The organism is Streptomyces sp. NPDC037242, assembly GCF_055604165.1.
The window spans coordinates 51,949-68,034 of the sequence record NZ_JBVJUY010000029.1; the positions used below are offsets into that span (position 1 = coordinate 51,949).

The 16,086-nt window shown below is 72.6% G+C and carries 18 protein-coding genes; 9 read left to right on the forward strand and 9 right to left on the reverse strand.

Features of this window, described 5'->3' with window-relative positions; all coding sequences use genetic code 11:
• Nucleotides 1-252 precede the first annotated feature (252 nt).
• Complete coding sequence (locus tag ACZ7GJ_RS28825; RefSeq protein ID WP_470755828.1) at nt 253-1,485, reverse strand: hypothetical protein; 1,233 nt, start codon at nt 1,483-1,485, stop codon at nt 253-255.
• Nucleotides 1,486-1,581: 96 nt separating this feature from the next.
• Between ACZ7GJ_RS28825 and ACZ7GJ_RS28830 the strand changes: the two genes are divergently transcribed.
• Both ACZ7GJ_RS28830 and ACZ7GJ_RS28835 read left to right on the forward strand, forming a co-directional pair.
• On the forward strand, nt 1,582-2,058 hold the full coding sequence (locus tag ACZ7GJ_RS28830) for a universal stress protein (RefSeq protein ID WP_470755829.1): 477 nt from the start codon (nt 1,582-1,584) through the stop codon (nt 2,056-2,058).
• A complete protein-coding gene (locus ACZ7GJ_RS28835; protein ID WP_470755830.1) occupies nt 2,058-2,306 on the forward strand; it encodes a DUF6213 family protein in 249 nt (82 codons plus the stop codon). Before ACZ7GJ_RS28830 ends, ACZ7GJ_RS28835 begins: the two co-directional genes overlap by 1 nt.
• An 18-nt stretch (nt 2,307-2,324) precedes the next feature.
• Here ACZ7GJ_RS28835 and ACZ7GJ_RS28840 read toward each other — a convergent pair whose 3' ends face one another.
• A complete protein-coding gene (locus tag ACZ7GJ_RS28840; protein WP_470755831.1) occupies nt 2,325-3,944 on the reverse strand; it encodes an ATP-binding cassette domain-containing protein in 1,620 nt (539 codons plus the stop codon).
• Between the two features lie 195 nt (nt 3,945-4,139).
• On the opposite strand from ACZ7GJ_RS28840, the gene ACZ7GJ_RS28845 reads away from it, so the two are divergent.
• Nucleotides 4,140-4,457 carry a hypothetical protein gene (locus ACZ7GJ_RS28845; protein WP_470755832.1) on the forward strand — a complete coding sequence of 106 codons (318 nt, stop codon included), beginning with the start codon at nt 4,140-4,142 and terminating at the stop codon, nt 4,455-4,457.
• 39 nt (nt 4,458-4,496) lie between these two features.
• Here ACZ7GJ_RS28845 and ACZ7GJ_RS28850 read toward each other — a convergent pair whose 3' ends face one another.
• Both ACZ7GJ_RS28850 and ACZ7GJ_RS28855 read right to left on the reverse strand, forming a co-directional pair.
• Nucleotides 4,497-5,459, reverse strand: coding sequence for an FAD binding domain-containing protein (locus ACZ7GJ_RS28850; protein WP_470755833.1), 963 nt, complete (start codon nt 5,457-5,459; stop codon nt 4,497-4,499).
• Nucleotides 5,456-8,029 carry a molybdopterin-dependent oxidoreductase gene (locus tag ACZ7GJ_RS28855; RefSeq protein ID WP_470755834.1) on the reverse strand — a complete coding sequence of 858 codons (2,574 nt, stop codon included), beginning with the start codon at nt 8,027-8,029 and terminating at the stop codon, nt 5,456-5,458. The genes ACZ7GJ_RS28850 and ACZ7GJ_RS28855 overlap by 4 nt, the downstream gene beginning before the upstream one ends.
• Before the next feature lie 213 nt (nt 8,030-8,242).
• Between ACZ7GJ_RS28855 and ACZ7GJ_RS28860 the strand changes: the two genes are divergently transcribed.
• The gene (locus ACZ7GJ_RS28860; RefSeq protein ID WP_470755835.1) at nt 8,243-8,875 is read left to right on the forward strand and encodes a hypothetical protein; all 633 of its coding nucleotides are present in this window, start codon (nt 8,243-8,245) and stop codon (nt 8,873-8,875) included.
• Here ACZ7GJ_RS28860 and ACZ7GJ_RS28865 read toward each other — a convergent pair.
• Together ACZ7GJ_RS28865 and ACZ7GJ_RS28870 are read right to left on the reverse strand one after the other, a co-directional pair.
• Nucleotides 8,865-10,070: an amino acid aminotransferase gene (locus ACZ7GJ_RS28865; protein ID WP_470755836.1), complete on the reverse strand. Its 1,206-nt coding sequence runs from the start codon at nt 10,068-10,070 to the stop codon at nt 8,865-8,867. The two genes, ACZ7GJ_RS28860 and ACZ7GJ_RS28865, sit on opposite strands and share 11 nt — an antisense overlap.
• A complete protein-coding gene (locus ACZ7GJ_RS28870; RefSeq protein WP_470755837.1) occupies nt 10,063-11,040 on the reverse strand; it encodes a DMT family transporter in 978 nt (325 codons plus the stop codon). The genes ACZ7GJ_RS28865 and ACZ7GJ_RS28870 overlap by 8 nt, the downstream gene beginning before the upstream one ends.
• A 156-nt stretch (nt 11,041-11,196) precedes the next feature.
• Here ACZ7GJ_RS28870 and ACZ7GJ_RS28875 point away from each other — a divergent pair, with 156 nt between their 5' ends.
• The 5 genes from ACZ7GJ_RS28875 (at nt 11,197) to ACZ7GJ_RS28895 (ending at nt 13,977) form a co-directional block, all read left to right on the forward strand.
• Entirely contained in the window at nt 11,197-11,700 is a 504-nt protein-coding gene (locus ACZ7GJ_RS28875) for an Lrp/AsnC family transcriptional regulator (RefSeq protein WP_470755838.1), read from the forward strand.
• A gap of 32 nt (nt 11,701-11,732) precedes the next feature.
• On the forward strand, nt 11,733-12,080 hold the full coding sequence (locus ACZ7GJ_RS28880) for an ArsR/SmtB family transcription factor (protein ID WP_470755839.1): 348 nt from the start codon (nt 11,733-11,735) through the stop codon (nt 12,078-12,080).
• Nucleotides 12,077-12,469 carry a VOC family protein gene (locus ACZ7GJ_RS28885; protein WP_470755840.1) on the forward strand — a complete coding sequence of 131 codons (393 nt, stop codon included), beginning with the start codon at nt 12,077-12,079 and terminating at the stop codon, nt 12,467-12,469. Before ACZ7GJ_RS28880 ends, ACZ7GJ_RS28885 begins: the two co-directional genes overlap by 4 nt.
• Before the next feature lie 284 nt (nt 12,470-12,753).
• Complete coding sequence (locus ACZ7GJ_RS28890) at nt 12,754-13,152, forward strand: hypothetical protein (RefSeq protein WP_470755841.1); 399 nt, start codon at nt 12,754-12,756, stop codon at nt 13,150-13,152.
• Between the two features lie 123 nt (nt 13,153-13,275).
• Nucleotides 13,276-13,977 carry a DUF4232 domain-containing protein gene (locus tag ACZ7GJ_RS28895; protein WP_470755842.1) on the forward strand — a complete coding sequence of 234 codons (702 nt, stop codon included), beginning with the start codon at nt 13,276-13,278 and terminating at the stop codon, nt 13,975-13,977.
• On the opposite strand, the gene ACZ7GJ_RS28900 is transcribed toward ACZ7GJ_RS28895, so the two are convergent.
• The 3 genes from ACZ7GJ_RS28900 to ACZ7GJ_RS28910 form a co-directional block, all read right to left on the reverse strand.
• Nucleotides 13,957-14,547, reverse strand: a complete 591-nt coding sequence (locus ACZ7GJ_RS28900; protein ID WP_470755843.1) for a hypothetical protein — start codon at nt 14,545-14,547, stop codon at nt 13,957-13,959. The genes ACZ7GJ_RS28895 and ACZ7GJ_RS28900 overlap by 21 nt on opposite strands.
• Before the next feature lie 2 nt (nt 14,548-14,549).
• Nucleotides 14,550-15,137 (reverse strand): matrixin family metalloprotease, encoded by a 588-nt coding sequence (locus ACZ7GJ_RS28905; protein ID WP_470755844.1) that lies wholly within the window; start codon nt 15,135-15,137, stop codon nt 14,550-14,552.
• A gap of 108 nt (nt 15,138-15,245) precedes the next feature.
• Complete coding sequence (locus ACZ7GJ_RS28910; protein ID WP_470755845.1) at nt 15,246-16,049, reverse strand: SDR family oxidoreductase; 804 nt, start codon at nt 16,047-16,049, stop codon at nt 15,246-15,248.
• Between the last annotated feature and the right edge of the window lie 37 nt (nt 16,050-16,086).

Sequence of the window (16,086 nt, forward strand, 5' to 3'; positions counted from 1 at the left end):
AACCCATAACCCTACCCCTTTGTTCCATCCCCTCTCTCCCCCCCCCCCTCCCTCCCGGCCCCGACCAACGGCCCCCCCCCCCCCACCGTCGCGGGCCGCGGAGCGGGCCGGTCACCCGCTGCGCGGGAAACGGTTGAACGCTCACCCCCCGGGCCTTGAGCCGGCCGGACGTGCCGGCCCGCCGCAGGAGCGCGGGGCGCGACGGAGGAGCTGAGGGTGCGAACGCGCGAGGGCCTGTTAGGGGCACGACGCTCACTTCGGCGCGCGGCCCCAGCCCTGCTGCCGGTCGACGGCCGCCAGCAGCGCCGGTTCCCATCCGGCGGCCGCGAGCGAGGCGTTGTCGCTAAGGCCCGCCTCGGCCAGGACGGCCAGCTGCACCCCGTGCTCGACACCCTCCGCCCACGCGTCGCGCACCGCCCGGCGGAGCCCGACGCGCGCGGCCCGTTCCGCCGCGGTGCCCGCCTGGGTGATCCGTAGCGTCGACAGCGCCGCCGCCCGGGTGGCGACGAGGTCCAAGAGCGCTGCGGCCTTATCGGCGTCCGGTTGCATCGGGGCCCCGGTCGCCTCAGGGACCACCCCGCGCCGAAGTCGTTCCATGCGCGCCGGCAGAGGCTCCCAACCCGGCTCCCCGGCCATCGCCTCGTTGGTCTCGGCCACCGCCCGGGTCCAGGCACGCGCGAGGCCCCTCGGCTGAAGCGGCGTACCGGCGGGTACCCGCTGCCCGTCGCGGTGGTTGCCGTGCAGGGACACCCACAGCGCGGTGGCGGTGCCGCCGACGCGTGCCATGAGTGCCCGCCGCTCGGGCAGCCAGCGGCGTACCGCGTCCCGGGACAGGTCCGACAGGGCCAGCAGTTCCGTACGGGCCTCCGGCTCGCCGGCACCCTGGGGACGGCGTACGACCCGCAGCTCCTCGATCGTGGGCGAGAGGTCCCCCACCGTGCAGGCGCACTGCTCTCCGGCCCGGACTCCGGTGTCGCAGACGGTCGCGCCGATCGCGAGCATGCGGATCCGGCCCGCGCCGGCGCCCGGGGCGTCGGCGAGCAGGCGGAGCTGTTCCCGCAGCAGTGCGCGCGGCCGCTCGGCGACGGGTTCCTTGTCCTGCGGATCGGGCTGCGGCGGCAGGTCGGCCGCGTCCATGATCCCGAGCGCCTTCACCAGCAGGTGCAGGACCTCCAGCCGGATCTTCGCGCTGTGGCCCGAGTCCTTCTTCGGATCGCGGGCGGCTCGCAGGCGCAGCGCCCCCGCCCCGGCGAGTTCCAGGTACGCCTCGACGTGCTCGCGGGCGAAGAGGTCCGCCGCCGTCGCGTCCTCGCCCAGCGGGTGCTCCGGCCGCTCCAGGGCCCGGCCGTACTCCCCCGCCACCCAGGTCACCTGACGGGCCCGGGACTTGCTCGTGGACGGCCACCCGGCCACTTCGGCCGCCGCCGCCGCGAGCAGCTCCCGGCCCAGCATTCGATTCTCCGCGTCGTCCATGGGCATGAGCATGGGCTTCAGCATTTCACCCCTCGGCAGATGCCTGCGACCTCGGCGCGTAGTGACCTTTTGCCCGGGTATGCGACCAGTAGCAGGAAGGACCCGGTCATGAACGGCAGCGAGGTGATTCCACGCGTGGTCGTGGGCGTCGACGGCTCACCGGCTTCACACGAAGCGCTGCGGTGGGCGGTGCGCCACGCACGGTTCATCGGAGGGACGGTGGACGCCGTCGCGGCCTACGACGTGCCTGCGGCGGACGGCTGGTCCGCGCCGACCATCGATACCGGTTTCGACGAGAAGCAGGCCAGGCAGGACCTGACCGACGAGATCACCACCGTGTTCCTCCAGGTCGGTGAGGTGCCGCTGGTCCAGCACGTGGTGCGGGGGAACGCGGCCGACGTGCTGACGAAGGCCTCGGTCGGCGCCGAGGTGCTGGTGGTGGGGAGCAGGGGCCGGGGAGGCTTCGCCAGTCTCCTGCTGGGCTCGGTCAGCCAGCAGTGCGCCCTGTACGCGCCGTGCCCTGTGGTCATCGTGAGGCAGGGGACGGTCGACGAGAACGCCACGCCGGCGGCGGAGACGTCCTGATGCGCGTGTCGATACCCCTGGTCCTCGACGGTCATCTGCTGATCCCCGCCGACGAGGTCTCGGATCTGCTGCGGCACATCGCGGCGAGGTGGTTGCGGACGACGGATGCCGGAGAGACGGATCTCGACCCCGGGACGGTGGAGGTCCTGGCCGGAGCGCTGGCCGAGGTCGCCGATCAGATCGACGTCGAATGCATCGCCTTCGTTCCGCTGCGCGACGACGCAGCAGGCGGGCCCCCGCCTCCCTGACGGGGGCGCCAGTCCCTGTCAGCGGACCCGGTCCACCCGGGCTTCGTCCCACACGGGCTCCGGGGCCTCCCGTACGACGCCGTCGGACCCGAATACGAGGAACCGGTCGAAGGACCTGGCGAACCACCGGTCGTGGGTGACGGCGAGGACGGTGCCCTCGTACGCCTCCAGGCCCTCCTGAAGTGCCTCCGCCGACTCCAGGTCGAGGTTGTCGGTCGGCTCGTCGAGCAGCAGCATGGTCGTGCCGGCCAGTTCCAGGAGCAGGATCTGGAAGCGGGCCTGCTGGCCGCCGGAGAGCTTCTCGAAGGGCTGGTCGCCCTGGCGCTCCAGTTCGTAGCGCCGCAGTACGGACATGGCCCCGCCGCGGTCCTTGGCGTGCTCGGTCCACAGGATGTCGACCAGGGTGCGCCCCAGGAGCTCGGGGTGGGCGTGGGTCTGGGCGAAGTGGCCCGGCACGACGCGTGCGCCGAGCTTCCACCGGCCGGTGTGGCGGACGTCCTCCCCCGCGAGCAGGCGCAGGAAGTGGGATTTGCCGGAGCCGTTGGAGCCCAGGACCGCGACCCGCTCGCCGAAGAAGACCTCCAGGTCGAACGGCTTCATCAGACCCGTCAGCTCCAGGTCCTGGCAGGTCGCCGCCCGGACGCCCGTGCGGCCGCCGCGCAGCCGCATCCGGATCTCCTGCTCCCTCGGCGGCTCGGGGGGCGGGCCCGCCTCCTCGAACTTCCTGAGCCGGGTCTGCGCCGCCTGGTAGCGCGAGGCCATGACGTCGCTGCGGGCGGCGTACTGCTGCATGTCCAGGACGAGCCGCTTCAGTTGGGCGTGCTTCTCGTCCCAACGCCGCTTCAGCTCCTCGAAGCGGGCGAACCGCTCGCGCCGGGCCTCGTGGAAGGTGGCGAAGCCGCCGCCGTGCACCCACACGTCGGACCCGGCCGGGCCCGGCTCTACGGCCACGATCTTCTGGGCGGCACGGGAGAGCAGTTCGCGGTCGTGCGAGACGAACAGCACGGTCTTGCGGGTCTCGGCCAGCTGCTCCTCCAGCCATCGCTTCCCGGGCACGTCGAGGTAGTTGTCGGGCTCGTCGAGCAACAGCACTTCGTCCGGCCCCCGCAGCAGTGCTTCGAGCACCAGCCGCTTCTGTTCGCCGCCGGACAGGGTGCGCACCTCCCGCCACTGGCACTTCTCGTACGGCATGCCGAGCGCGGCGCTGGTGCACATGTCCCAGACGGTTTCGGCCTCGTAGCCGCGTGCCTCCGCCCAGTCGCTGAGCGCCTGGGCGTACTTCATCTGGGCGGCTTCGTCGTCGACCGTCATGATCAGGTGCTCGGCGGCGTCGACGGCCTCGGCGGCGGCCCGGATCCTGGGCTGCGCCACGGAGACCAGCAGGTCCCGTACGGTCCGTTCGTCCCGTACGGAACCGACGAATTGCGGCATCACGCCGAGGCCGCCTCCGGTGGTGACCGTACCCCCGTGGGGCTTCAGCTCCCCGGAGATCAGCCGCAACAGCGTCGTCTTGCCCGCGCCGTTCGCCCCGACGAGCGCTACGACCGCGCCTTCGCCCACGCGGAACGACACGTCCCCGAGCAACACCCGCCCGTCCGGCAGGCAGTACTCCAGATGTGCGGCTTCCATATGTCCCATGGGGCGGCATTCTTCTTCGTGCCCGCATGACCGGCAACGCAATTAGTGCCGCTGAGCAGGTCCCTGGCCGGGCCGCCCGTCGCGCCGAGCACGCGTTTCGTGGAGGACGTGCGAACGCGGACATCGCATCGACCTGAGCGGGATCGCATAGGATCCCGACTCGCGTTGACACCAGTTCTGGAGTTGAACAGACCGATGGACATGGCCACCCGAGAGATCCGCATGCCCCTGGACGAGGTCGTCGCAGTGCTGCAGGATCTGAACGAGTTCGTGGTCTCCCTCGACCGACTCGGATCCCGTCAGGCGTCCGGAACCGCCGACGAGTCCACCGTCGGCACGTTCATCGCCGACTGGGATGTCTGTCGGCGGTTGGCCCGCGCCCGGCACGTCATCAGCGTCGCGCTGGATGAGCAGCTGAGCGAGGAGGACAACCTCGAGATCGACGCCCTGTGCGAGCAGGGTCGCTTCTATACGGACAGCGTCGGCCACCCCTCCCCCGACCGGTCCAGCTGATACGGCAAGCGCGTCAGGCCGGACCGATCGAGACGGGAATCAGCCCGCCGCGGGCGGGGCGGCGGCTTGTTCCAGGGCTTCCAGGACCGTGTCGCGGAACAGGGTGGCCTTGTAGGCCGTCTGCGGCAGGGGGCGGCAGCGGGCGAGTACCGTCGCGGCCGCGGCCGCGAGGGTCGCGGGGGTGGCTTCGCGGCCGATCAGGGCGGCCTCGACCTCGGGCAGCCGTAGCGGGACCCGAGCCACCCCGCCCGCCGCGACGGCGGCGTGCGTGACGGTGGCGCCGTCCAGCGCGAGCCGGGCGGCGGCCTCGACCAGGGGCCATTCGGCGTGGGCCCGGCTGATGGCCCGGTGGCAGGCGGCGCGTTCGCCGGGCAGCGGCGCGGGCAGCCGGACCGCGGTGAGGATGCGGTCCGGCGCCAGCAGGTGGTCGGCGCGGTGGAGCCGGTCGCCGTCCCCGTACAAGTCGGCGACGGTGCGCGGGGATTCGCCGTGGACCTCGGCCTCGGCGTCGTAGGTGAGCAGGGCCATCGCGAGGGTGGACGGGTGCGGGGTGACGCACGGGCCGTCGCCGCTGACCACGCCGAAGTGGTGGTCGCCCTCGCGCGCGGGGCAGCCGGAGCCGCCCTTCTGGAAGCAGCTGACATGCGGATTGCGGTAGTACCAGCAGCGGTTGCGTTGCAGCAGGTTGCCGCCGAGCGTGCCCGCGGCGCGGATCTGCGGGGTCGCCGCGCTACCGGCCGCCGCCGCCAGGGCCGGCCAGCCGGCACGCACCCGCGGATCGGCGGCCAGCGTGGCGAGCGTGGTCAGGGCGCCGACGCGCAGACCGCCGCCGGGCAGCGGTGTACAGCCGCGCAGGCTGTCGGCGCCGTCGAGGTCGGTGAACGGCCCCGGGGATACGCCGCTGCGCTGGCGGGCGGTGGTGTCCGTGCCGCCGGCGCGCAGTTCCCCGCCGCGGGCCAGGACGGCGGCCGAGAGGTCGGTGAGGGCGGGCTCGGTGCTCACGTACCCAGTCCTTCCAGGAGCCGGTCGGGGCGGATGGGCATGTCGTACGGGCGCCAGCCGGTCGCATCGTGGACCGCGTTGGCCAGGCACGCCGCGGTGGGCAGGGTGGCGATCTCGCCGAGGCCGACGCCGCCGCCGGGGACGTGTTCGAAGCCCTCCTGATGGAAGTGGACGGTGATCTCGGGGGTGTCGCCGATGCCCGGGATGCGGTAGTCCTCAAGGTTGTCGGTCAGCACCCGGCCGGTGGCCGGGTCGACGCGCCGCTCCTCGAACAGCGCGTAGCCGATGCCCTGGATGACGGCGCCCTCGCACTGGCTGCGGGCGAGCCGCTCCTCGTGGATGCGGCCGGCGGCGATGCCGCTCCACACGCGCAGCGGGCGGATCCGGCCGAGCCGCGTGTCCACCTCGACCTCGGCGACCTGTACCGATCCGGTGAAGCCGCGGCCGATGGCGACACCGCCCAGGGTCAAGTTCAAGGGGGTCACGTAGCCGCGGTGGTCGCGGGGCCGCCGGCCGGTCACCCGTACGCCGTGCGCCGTGTCCAGCCGGGCGGCGATGTCGCTGCCGCCGCCGAGGGCGTCGCGGAGCCGGGCGACGGCGTCCGCGGCGGCGGGCACGAGGGAGGGGGTGGTGCGGCTGCCGCCGGAGGTGGGGCCGTGGACGGCGTCGCTGTGGCCGACTTCGGCGCGGACCCTGCCCTCCGGTACGCCGAGCCCCTGGGCGACGGCCCGGCGCAGCACGGTGCGCGAGCCCGTACCCATGTCCTGCACGGCGCAGCGGGCGACGACGACGCCGTCCTCGACGGTGAGCTCGACCTCGGTGACGGGGTCGACGAAGTACAGCCAGTTGGCCGCCGCGACGCCGACGCCGCGGCGGAACCGCCCGGTGCCGCCGCGGGTGCCGGACCAGAGGGGCAGGGTGGCGGCCCGGTCGTACAGGGCGTGGCGTTTGGTGTTGCCGTCCCAGCGGCGGCGCAGGGCGATCGGGTCCTGGCCGAGCTTGTGGGCCATCTCGTCGACGGCCTGCTCCAGGGCCCAGCACATCGTGGGTCCGCCCGGGCCGCGGAACGGGGCGCCCGCGGGCCGGTGGGTGACGGTGTCGAAGTCGCGGAGCCGACGCGGGGCCTTGCCGTACATGAAGCGGGCCAGTGCCGCCACGGTGCCGCCGATCGAGACCCCGCCGTCGCTGTCCGCGTCCATGGCCAGCGCGCTCAGGTCGCCGGCCTCGTCCGCGACCATGGCCAGTTGGATCCGGGTCCCGGGCCGGTATCCGCCGTCGGTGAGCTCCTCGTCCCGGTCCAGCACCACGCGCACCGGGGCGCCGTGCAGCCGGGCCAGCTCGACCGCGGCGACGACGTCTGAGGTCAGTCCCATCTTGCAGCCGAAGCCGCCGCCCACGTGGACGGCTCGCGCCACCACCTGTTCGACGGGCACGCCGAAGCGCTGGGCGGCGAGTTCGGCCGTCTGCTTCACGGACTGGGTGGACACCTCCAGGTGGAGGGCGCCGTCGATCCACTGGGCCAGGCAGGCGTGCGGTTCGAGGGGGGTGTGGGTCTGCGCGGCGGTGGTGTACACGCCCTCCACCACCCGTTCGGGGCTGCGGCCGCGGGCCTCGGTGATACGGCGTACGGCGGTGGCGGGGCGCTTGCTCATGGCGGACGGGCCGCGCCGGTTGCCGCGCCAGCGGGCGGGCACCAGTTGGGGGGCCTCGCCGGATCCCGGCGCCCGTTTGCGCGCCGCCTTGTCCTCGTAGACGAGCGGGCCCTCGCCCGCCCGGGACCGGCTCACGTCGAGGGCTGCGGGCAGCACTTCGTAGTCCACCTTGACCCGTGCCGCGGCCGCCCGCGCGGAGGCCCGGTCCGGCGCGGCGACCGCTGCCACGGGCTGTCCGACGTACCGCACCACGCCGTCGGGAGGCAGCAGCGGGACGAGGGGGAGGTCTCCGGCCTCCAGTGAGCGGACGTGGGCGTGCGCGTGCGGGGAGCGGATGATCACCCCCTCCAGCAGCCCCTCGGGGCGCAGGTCCGTGGTGTATCGGGCCGATCCGTCGATCTTCGCCGGGGCTTCGGCGCGCGGTACCGGCGGTACCTCGGCGCCGGTCGGCGCCGTGTCGTAGTCGCCCGCGCAGGCGGCGGCCACCGCGTTGTAGATCCCCTCGTACGCCCCGCAGCGGCACAGGTGGCCGGCCAGCGCGTCCGCGATCTGCTCCCGTCCCGGCCTGGTCCGGCCGTGGGCGGCCCTCCACCGCTCGTGGAACGCCGCCGCCTCGACCACGAATCCGGGGGTGCAGTAGCCGCACTGGAGGGCGTCCTCGCCGGCGAAGGCACGCGTCACGGGGTGGCCGGACAGGCCCTCGACCGTCGTCACCCGTCGGCCGGCGAGCAGGACCGCCGGCGTCAGGCAGGACACCCTGGGCTCGCCGTCGACCTGGATCGTGCAGGCCCCGCACACCCCGCCCGAGCAGACCAGCTTGGTGCCGGTCAGGCCCAGCCGGTCGCGCACCACCTCCACGGCGGCCGGGTCGTCCTCCACGTCCACCGCGCGCCGGGCGCCATTGACCTCGAACTCCACGAGACGTACTCCTCAGCCGTGGGGCGGCGACCGCAGGGCCTCGCGCTCGCCTTCACGCTCCTTGATATCCCGATCCTGGGATCGGCGCAGTTCGGCGCGCGCACTGCTGATGCCGCGTCGACGCCCACGGGTGGAGCAATTGCCGAGATGCCGTCACCTCGCCGATGACACTGACTTGCCCCCAAGTCGAACTGAAAAGCTAGATGGGAACACATGCGCGCAATCTCGCGTCACCCCAGCCCCCCGAGGTCCTCCCGGTCACGGTCCGCCGCCTACTTCGCCGGCGCCATGATCGGCCTGATCGGCTCCACGAGTTCCGCCCACGCCGCGACCCCCATGGCGATGGCGGACGACGGCACCGTCATCCACGCCTGCGCCAACAAGTACACGGGGACCGTGCGGGTCCTCACCGAACTCGACAACAAGTGCCACCTCTTCGAGACTCCGCTCGACTGGAACAAGGAAGGCCCCCAAGGTCCCCCGGGATCCCAGGGCCCGGCCGGCGCGCGAGGACCCGAGGGACCCGAGGGAGCCGTAGGCCCGCCCGGAGCCACCGGACCCCAGGGGCCGACGGGTACCGCGTCGGAGAACATCTACGTGAACGCGGACGGCACCACCATGGTCCCGCCCCCGCCTGACGTGGTCCGGGTCTGGCGCTACGGCGTGGGTCTGTACGGGATCACGTTCAACCACGGCATCCACTTCTGTTCGCGCAACGCCACCTTCTTCCAGACGCCCCGCCTCTACACCGTCAGCAACGGTGTGGTCGGCGACATGGGGGTCCAGACCTACGACCTCCAGGGCACGCCCGTGGACGCTTCCTTCACCCTGACGGTCACCTGCTGACTCCCACCCGCGCCGTGTCCAGGACCGCGGCGACGGCCTGCGCGAGCTGCGGGATCCGGTGCCCGGGGATCCCCGCGATGTTGATCCGGCCCGCGGTGGTGCCGTAGACGGCGAACCGCTGGCGCAGCTGGAGCATGCCCTGCGCCGTGAGCGGCAGCATCGAGAACATGCCCTTCTGCCGTGCGAGCGCCTGGGCTTGCGGTTCGTGCCCCAGGGCGCCCAGGTGGCTCGTCAGGTCGGTCCGGTTGGCGACGATCCGGCCCCGCATGACCTCCAGCTCGGCCCGCCATGCAGCCCGGAGCCCGTGGTCCTCCAGGATCGTCGTCACGACGGCGGCGCCGTGCTCCGGCGGCATCGAGTAGAGCGTACGGGCGGCGTTCTGCAGGGCGGTCTCCGCGTTCCTCAGCGCCCGGCCGGACGTGCCGAGGACGATGGCGCAGCCGGTGCGGTCGGCATAGAGGCCGAAGTTCTTGGAGCAGCTGACGGCTATCAGCATCTCGGGCACGCGCGCGGCCAGGATGCGGGTGGCCAGCAGGTCGGCCTCCAGCCCGTCGCCGAGCCCGTGGTAGGCGAGGTCGACGAACGGGACCCAGCCGTCGCGGGCGGCCAGTTCGGCCATCGCCTCCCACGCGTCCATCGTCGGGTCGGCTCCCGTCGGGTTGTGGCAGCATCCCTGGAGCAGGACGACGTCGTTGCGCCGGACCGCGGCCAGCTCCCGCAGCACTCCCTCGGCGTCGAAGTCGCCCTCGGCGTCGCGCCAGCCGTAGGTGCGCACCTTCAGCCCGGCGGCCTCCAGGATGGGCCGGTGGTTGACGTACGCCGGGTCGCTGATCCACACCGTGGTGCCGGGGCGCGTCCGGAAGATCAGGTCGGCCAGCAGCCGCAGCGCGCCGGAGCCCGCGACGGTCTGTACGGTCACGGCCCGGTCGGCCGGCGCCTCGGGCCCCAGGACCATCGTCTGCATCGCGCGGTTGAAGCCGGTGTTGCCGGAGAGTCCCCGGTACTCCTTGGACTCGGCGCGGTCCGCCAGGCGCGTCTCGGCCTCGCGTACGGCGGCCATGACGGGCGTACGGCCGGTGTGGTCGCGGTAGACGCCGAGTACGAGGCCGAGGCGCTCGGGCCGCTCGTCGGCGGCGAACTCCGCGGTCAGGTCCCACAGCGGGTCGGTGGGCGGCGGCGGGAGGAGCTCAAGCATGTGCGGGAACCTTGGGTCGGGGGCGGCGGTTGGCGAGGACGACGCCGACGGTGATGAGGGGAACGCCGATCAGCACGGCGAAGGTGGGCGTCTCGCCGAGCAGGGGGATGGCCAGCAGGACGACGGCCACGGGGCTGAGGCTGCCGCCGACGGAGCTGCGCTCGGCGCCGAGCCTGCGGATGGCGACGGCGTACAGCAGACCGGCGCACAGCCCGACTCCGAGACCCTGCACGACGAGGAACAGGGCGATGTCGCTGCCCGCGGCGTGCGCGATGCCCGTCGGGAGCACCCCGGTCAGGACCAGGAGCCCGATGACCGCGAAGGAGGGCAGGCACAACAGGCCGATCGATCCGACGGGGTCGAGGTCCACGTCCCGCAGGCCCACCGTGTACAGGGCCCACAGTCCGCTGGCCACCAGGAGCGTGCCGGCCCCCTCCAGGACGTCCGCGTCGACCGGGACGACGTAGCGCCAGACGAGGGCGGCCACGCCGACCGCGATCAGGGCGAGCCCGGCGGCCTGGGTGCCGCGCGGTGCGCTGTGCCCGCGGGCGGCCATCAGCGCGGAGACGAACAGCGGGACCATCCCGGGCACGATCGAGCCGACGAAGGCCGCCGAGGTCAGGGAGCCGCCGTGCATGGCCGCCAGGAAGAACGGCACCCCGGCACCACAGATGATCTTTACGGCGGGGCCCGGCCGGACGGCCGCGATGCGGTGGCGCCTGCGCCACAGCGCGGGGAGCAGGACGACGAGCGGGACGCCGAAGCGCAGCAGGGCGGCGTCGGCGGGCAGCAGGGTGGAGGCGCTGAGGGCCCGGGCGCTGAGCGCGAAGGCGGCCCAGATCGACACGGTCACGAGCAGTGCCAGTACGCCCTCGGTCTGCGGCGAGAGGCCGAACCGGCCGGGGTTTCCGGCCGGCGGGGCCGCCGCATGGGGAGGCGCGGTCGCCCCGGTGGTGTTCGTCGCGACCACGGATATTGCTCCAGCCGTATGGGTCCGGACCGGTCTGGTCCGTCCCTGGCAACGCTAGGGCTTCGGCCGGGGCAGCCGATTGCCAGTTCTGCCTCTCGGACATACGTTTGGGGCAGAATCTGCCAAGGATCCCCCGGGATCCACCGAGGAGTGGCCGTGGACGCAGTCGATCTGCAGATCATCAGGGAATTGCAGGCCGATGGGCGCCTGAGCAACCAGGACCTGGCCGACCGGGTCCGGCTCTCCCCTTCGCCCTGCCTGCGCCGGGTCCGGCGCCTGGAGGAGGCGGGTCTCATCCGCGGCTACACGGCCATGGTCGACCAGGTCGCCTTCGGGCTCCCGGTCACGGTCTTCGTCCGCATCCGCCTGGAGCGCCACACGCCGGAGGCGGTCGCGCTCTTCGAGGAGCACGTCGCGGTCATCGAGCACATCCAGGACTGCTACCTGATGGCCGGGAGCAGCGACTACCTGCTGCGCGTGGTGATCGAGGACCTGGCGGCGTACGAGGCCCTGGTCCGCCACCGGATCCACGCCATCCCCGGCATCGCCTCGATCGAGTCGAGCTTCGCGTACGGCAGCGTCAAGCAGTCCCGTACGTACCCGCGCCCCGCCCGGGGCGGGACCGGGCGCCCGGGGGGTCCGGCCAACCCTGCGACTTGATAGGCAAGTGGGCACTTGCCTATCCTGTGGGCGTGGCCGACGACCTCTTCAAAGCCCTGGCCGACCCGACTCGCCGCACCATCCTCGACGAGCTCGCGGAGAAGTCCGGGCAGACGCTGTTCGAGATCTGCGCGCGGCTGAGCATGAAGCATCAGCTCGGCCTCTCGCGCCAGGGGATCTCCCAGCACCTCGCCGTGCTGGAGGCCGCCGGACTCGTCGAGACCAGGCGGGAGGGCCGCTGCAAGTTCCACGACCTGAACACGGCCCCGCTGCGGCAGATAGCCGAGCGGTGGCCCGTCCCAGAGCCGTCCGCCCCATCCGCCCTGTCCGACCCGTCCGACCCGTCCGCCCCGTCCGAACCGGAAGAGAGCGCCCCATGAGGATCCACCTGACCAGCGTCTTCGTCGACGACCAGGCCAAGGCCCTGCACTTCTACACCGAGATCCTCGGCTTCGTGAAGAAGCACGACGTCCCGGTGGGAGAGACGGACCGGTGGCTGACCGTCGTCTCGCCCGACGAGCCCGGCGGCACCGAGCTCCTCCTGGAGCCCCTCGGCCACCCGGCCGCCAAGACCTACCGCGACACGCTCGTCGAGGACGGCATTCCGCTCGCCCAGTTCGCCGTCGACGACGTGAACGAGGAGTACGAGCGCCTGCGCGGCCTCGGCGTGCGCTTCACCCAGGATCCGCTCGCCATGGGCCCCGTCACCACCGCCGTCTTCGACGACACCTGCGGCAACCTGATCCAGATCGCCACGAAGCCGCAGTAGGCGACCGGACCGGCCCCACCCCGCCTGCCGCCTCCCCCATCCGGGCACCGTCCGAACCCGTCCGGCATGGCGCCGGGCCCTGCGGCGGCCATCGGTGGATCCTGGCGCCGATGCCTCCGACCCCGCAGGAGAGGCTGAGGCGAACGAGCGGACCGAGGCGCTCATCGCGGAGCTCGACGAGAAGCCGCTCGACGCGAAGGGCGGTGCGAAGTTCGGCGGACGGGACCTGGCGCTCGCGCTCGTGAACAACCTGTACGCACCCGTGCAGTGGCCCGACTTGGCCCGTGGGCTCGGGGCTCTGGTACGCGACCGGGAACCCCTCGGGGCTGCTCGAATCCGCCGAGCCCGAGGCCGACAACGAGGCCGCGGCCTGGGCTGCCGTGAGCTGCGCCGACTACCCCGACCGGGGCTTCGGCGGCGACCCGAAGGCGTTCCAGCAGCAGCTCGACGCCCTGCGGCCCGAGTTCCTCGGCGTCTCCAGGATCGGGTTCGCCCGCTCCGACTGCGCGAACCAGTACATTGAGCGCTTCCTCCTGGAGGGCAGGCTGCCGCACTCGACGGCGGCGTGCCCCGCCGAGGAGGTCGACGCCGAGGGCCATGAGGACGTCCGGCCCTCGGGGCACTCCCGGGGCACTCCCGGGGCACTCCCGGGACGCGGCCGGCCGGTGACCGGTGACCGGTGACGACGGAACCGTGACCACCGCATGAGCGAGCTGTAACGGTCTTCGCGCGTACGTGAATCAGCGGCCGGAGCGGGCATTCTGACGAGACCGATCCCAGTACGTCAGCAGCCACGGGGGCTCACGATGCGCACCTTCCGCCAGACCACCCACGCCCGGACGCTCGGCGCCCTCGGCCTCGCCGCAGCCGCGCTCCTGGCCACCGCGGCCTGCGGGCCGAGCGACGACAAGGCCGGCGCGACCCCGCCGCCGAAGTCCTCCGCCTCCCCGTCCGCACCGCCTGCCGCCTCGCCCTCCGCGTCCGCGCCGTCCTCCCCCAAGCCCTCCGCGTCGTCCTCCCAGCCGGGCCGTCCGGGCGAGGCCGAGGGCGACCCCACGGGCATCGACGGCAACTGCCCCGACGAGAACACCCGTGTCACGGTGGAGTGGGCCGTGCCGCCCGCCAAGGACGACTCGAAGCTCCTGCTGACCGTCAAGAACGTCGGCGACCAGCCCTGCACGTTGAAGAGCCACCCGGTGCTCCGGCTCAAGGACGGCAACGGCCGGCTCGTGGGGGTGTTCGCGAGCTCCAAGCCGCAGCAGGAGGTCACCCTCGCCCCGGGCAAGGAGGCGTACGCGGGTCTGCTCCTGCGCCAGAGCAACAAGGAGGTCAGCACCTTCGTGAAGAACATGGCGCTCGCGCCGCACGGCCAGCGCCCCGACAACAACACGGGCGAGGGCGTGCTGCTGCAGATGCCGCAGGGCGGTGTGTACGTGGACGACAAGGCCCGCGTGACGTACTGGAACAGCAGCTCGGAGGCTGCCGTGTCACCGCTGTTCGCCCACTGAGCCCGCTGAGCCCACTGAGCCCGCCGAGCCCGCGCTCACGTCCTCACAGCCGCCGGTCACGGGGTCCTCGGGCCCCGTGGCCAATGCCTGCTTCCAGTGCTCCCGCTCGCCGGCGGGGCCACGCTGGGCCGGCTCGGCGTACCAGGCCCACGCCTCGGTGCCCGCGGTGCCCGTCGTAGATCCGGACTGGACCGCGATGACGTACTGGCGGCCGGGTTCCAGGACGGCGTAGCGGTCCGGGTCCTCCGTGGCGTACCGGCCGGGGGCGCCACCGTTCTTCACGCCCTGCGTGACGTACAGGGCGTCTGCGAACTCGCCCTTCAGGGCGTCGAGGGTCCTCACCCGGGTCGTGAGGTAGGCGCTCCCGCCCTCCTCCCGATAGCGGGTGTTCGCGACGGCCTCTACGACGGCCACGCCCTTGGACTTCGCCGCGACGACTTCGTCCCGGCCGAGGTCCGGGCCGCACACGGCGTGTGTCCGGGGCCCCTGGGCGGCAACGGTGAACCACGCCGCGCCTGCGGCGAGGGCGCCGGCGGCGAGGCACCCGCCGATCCATACCTTCACTCTCACGATCAGCCCCACAGCTTACGGTAGTTGGCCCTGTCGACGTCGGTCGGCACGTCGGGGTACTGGACGACCTCGGGCCACATCACGGATTCCACGGCGCTCTTGCCGCTGCCGGACTTGTGGCACAGCCCGAGCGCGTGCCCGAGTTCGTGGGCCGCGACCATTCGCCGGGTGGCCGGGTCGTAGGTGTCCATCCGCGCCTTGTTGAAACGGATCAGGTCCGTGGCCGCGACGCCGGGATGGCGCGACCAGACCCCGGCAGCCGTGTTCTTCGGGTCGGAGAAGTCCTCGTAGTTCAGGTCGTTGACGGTCGTGGCGGAATCCGGCGCGATCTTGATCTTCGCGCCGGAGTACGACCACACCCGGTTCGCGTGCTGGTACTCGGCCTTGTACTTGGTGCTCGCGGTCCACCGGATCTCGCCCTCGTCGACCGAACTGTCCTCACGCGTCTCGGTGGCGTCGCTCCCGGACCGCGCGGTGCAGGGCGCCGCAGCGGCGGCGCGCGACGGGGCGGGGGCGGCGGCTGGGACTGGGGCCGGAGCGACGAGCAGCGCGGCGGTGAACGCGGCGAGGCCGGTGACGAGGTTCCGCATCCCATCAACGGTAGAGCAGCCCCGGCCGAGGACGATCGTTTCAGCACGGACCCCGACCAGACGGACCGATCAGACGGACCGATCAGACCGACCGATCAGACCGACCGATCAGTGGGCGACGTTCTCGGCCAGGTACTCCTCCCAGGTCCGCTTGCCCACCGCCCGGTCGGGCGCGGTCAGGGCGCCAGAACGGAAGCCCGCACCGATCTTCCCCGGAATGAAGACCGGCAGGACGCGACGGCGCTTGCCCGCTGCTCGCAGCCAGTCCTTCGCCAACTGGTCGGCCGAGTACACCGTGGGCCCTGCGAGGTCCGGCACCCTGCCCCAGCCTCCGGCCGGGGGCGCCCCCTCGCCCGGCTCCCCCAGGGCCAACTCGATCAGCCGGTCCGCTACGTCGCCCTGGTTCACGGGCTGGCAGACGGTGCCGGTCGGCACGATGACCACCGGCAGCTTCGACAGGACCCCGAAAGCCATGTTCAGCAGCTCGGGAAACTGGGTGGCCCGCAGGTTGGTCCAGCCGATGCCCGAGGCCTCCAACAGGCGCTCGCCCTCCAGCTTGATCTGGTAGTAGGGGTACGGGATGCGGTCGATGCCGACGATAGAGACGTTGACGATGTGCCCGACCCCGGCGCGCCTCGCGGCCTCCAGCAAGTGCTTGAAGGCCGGGATGTCGTTCTTGAAGTGCCGGATGTCGGTCGCGCAGTGGATGACCGTGCCGACGCCGGTGAACGCCTCGTCCAGCCCGGTTCCGGCTGCCAGGTCACCGGTGAACCAGTCCACTCCCGGGTCGTCCGGCAGCGTGGCCTTGCGGGTGAGGGCCCGCACCGGCAGCCCGGTGCGGCGCGCCCGCTCCAGCACCTGGCGGCCGAGCACACCTGTCGCACCGGTCACCATGATCGCGTCGTTCTTCATCAGTCACAGCCCTTCTCGTGTTGCCGTCACCCATGAA

Excerpts from the sequence above, each read along its gene's own strand:
- ACZ7GJ_RS28825 (WP_470755828.1), bottom strand. The coding sequence starts at position 1,485 with ATGCTCATGCCCATGGACGACGCGGAGAATCGAATGCTGGGCCGGGAG.
- ACZ7GJ_RS28830 (WP_470755829.1), top strand. The coding sequence starts at position 1,582 with ATGAACGGCAGCGAGGTGATTCCACGCGTGGTCGTGGGCGTCGACGGC.
- ACZ7GJ_RS28835 (WP_470755830.1), top strand. The coding sequence starts at position 2,058 with ATGCGCGTGTCGATACCCCTGGTCCTCGACGGTCATCTGCTGATCCCC.
- ACZ7GJ_RS28840 (WP_470755831.1), bottom strand. The coding sequence starts at position 3,944 with ATGGGACATATGGAAGCCGCACATCTGGAGTACTGCCTGCCGGACGGG.
- ACZ7GJ_RS28845 (WP_470755832.1), top strand. The coding sequence starts at position 4,140 with ATGGACATGGCCACCCGAGAGATCCGCATGCCCCTGGACGAGGTCGTC.
- ACZ7GJ_RS28860 (WP_470755835.1), top strand. The coding sequence starts at position 8,243 with ATGCGCGCAATCTCGCGTCACCCCAGCCCCCCGAGGTCCTCCCGGTCA.
- ACZ7GJ_RS28865 (WP_470755836.1), bottom strand. The coding sequence starts at position 10,070 with ATGCTTGAGCTCCTCCCGCCGCCGCCCACCGACCCGCTGTGGGACCTG.
- ACZ7GJ_RS28885 (WP_470755840.1), top strand. The coding sequence starts at position 12,077 with ATGAGGATCCACCTGACCAGCGTCTTCGTCGACGACCAGGCCAAGGCC.
- ACZ7GJ_RS28895 (WP_470755842.1), top strand. The coding sequence starts at position 13,276 with ATGCGCACCTTCCGCCAGACCACCCACGCCCGGACGCTCGGCGCCCTC.
- ACZ7GJ_RS28905 (WP_470755844.1), bottom strand. The coding sequence starts at position 15,137 with ATGCGGAACCTCGTCACCGGCCTCGCCGCGTTCACCGCCGCGCTGCTC.
- ACZ7GJ_RS28910 (WP_470755845.1), bottom strand. The coding sequence starts at position 16,049 with ATGAAGAACGACGCGATCATGGTGACCGGTGCGACAGGTGTGCTCGGC.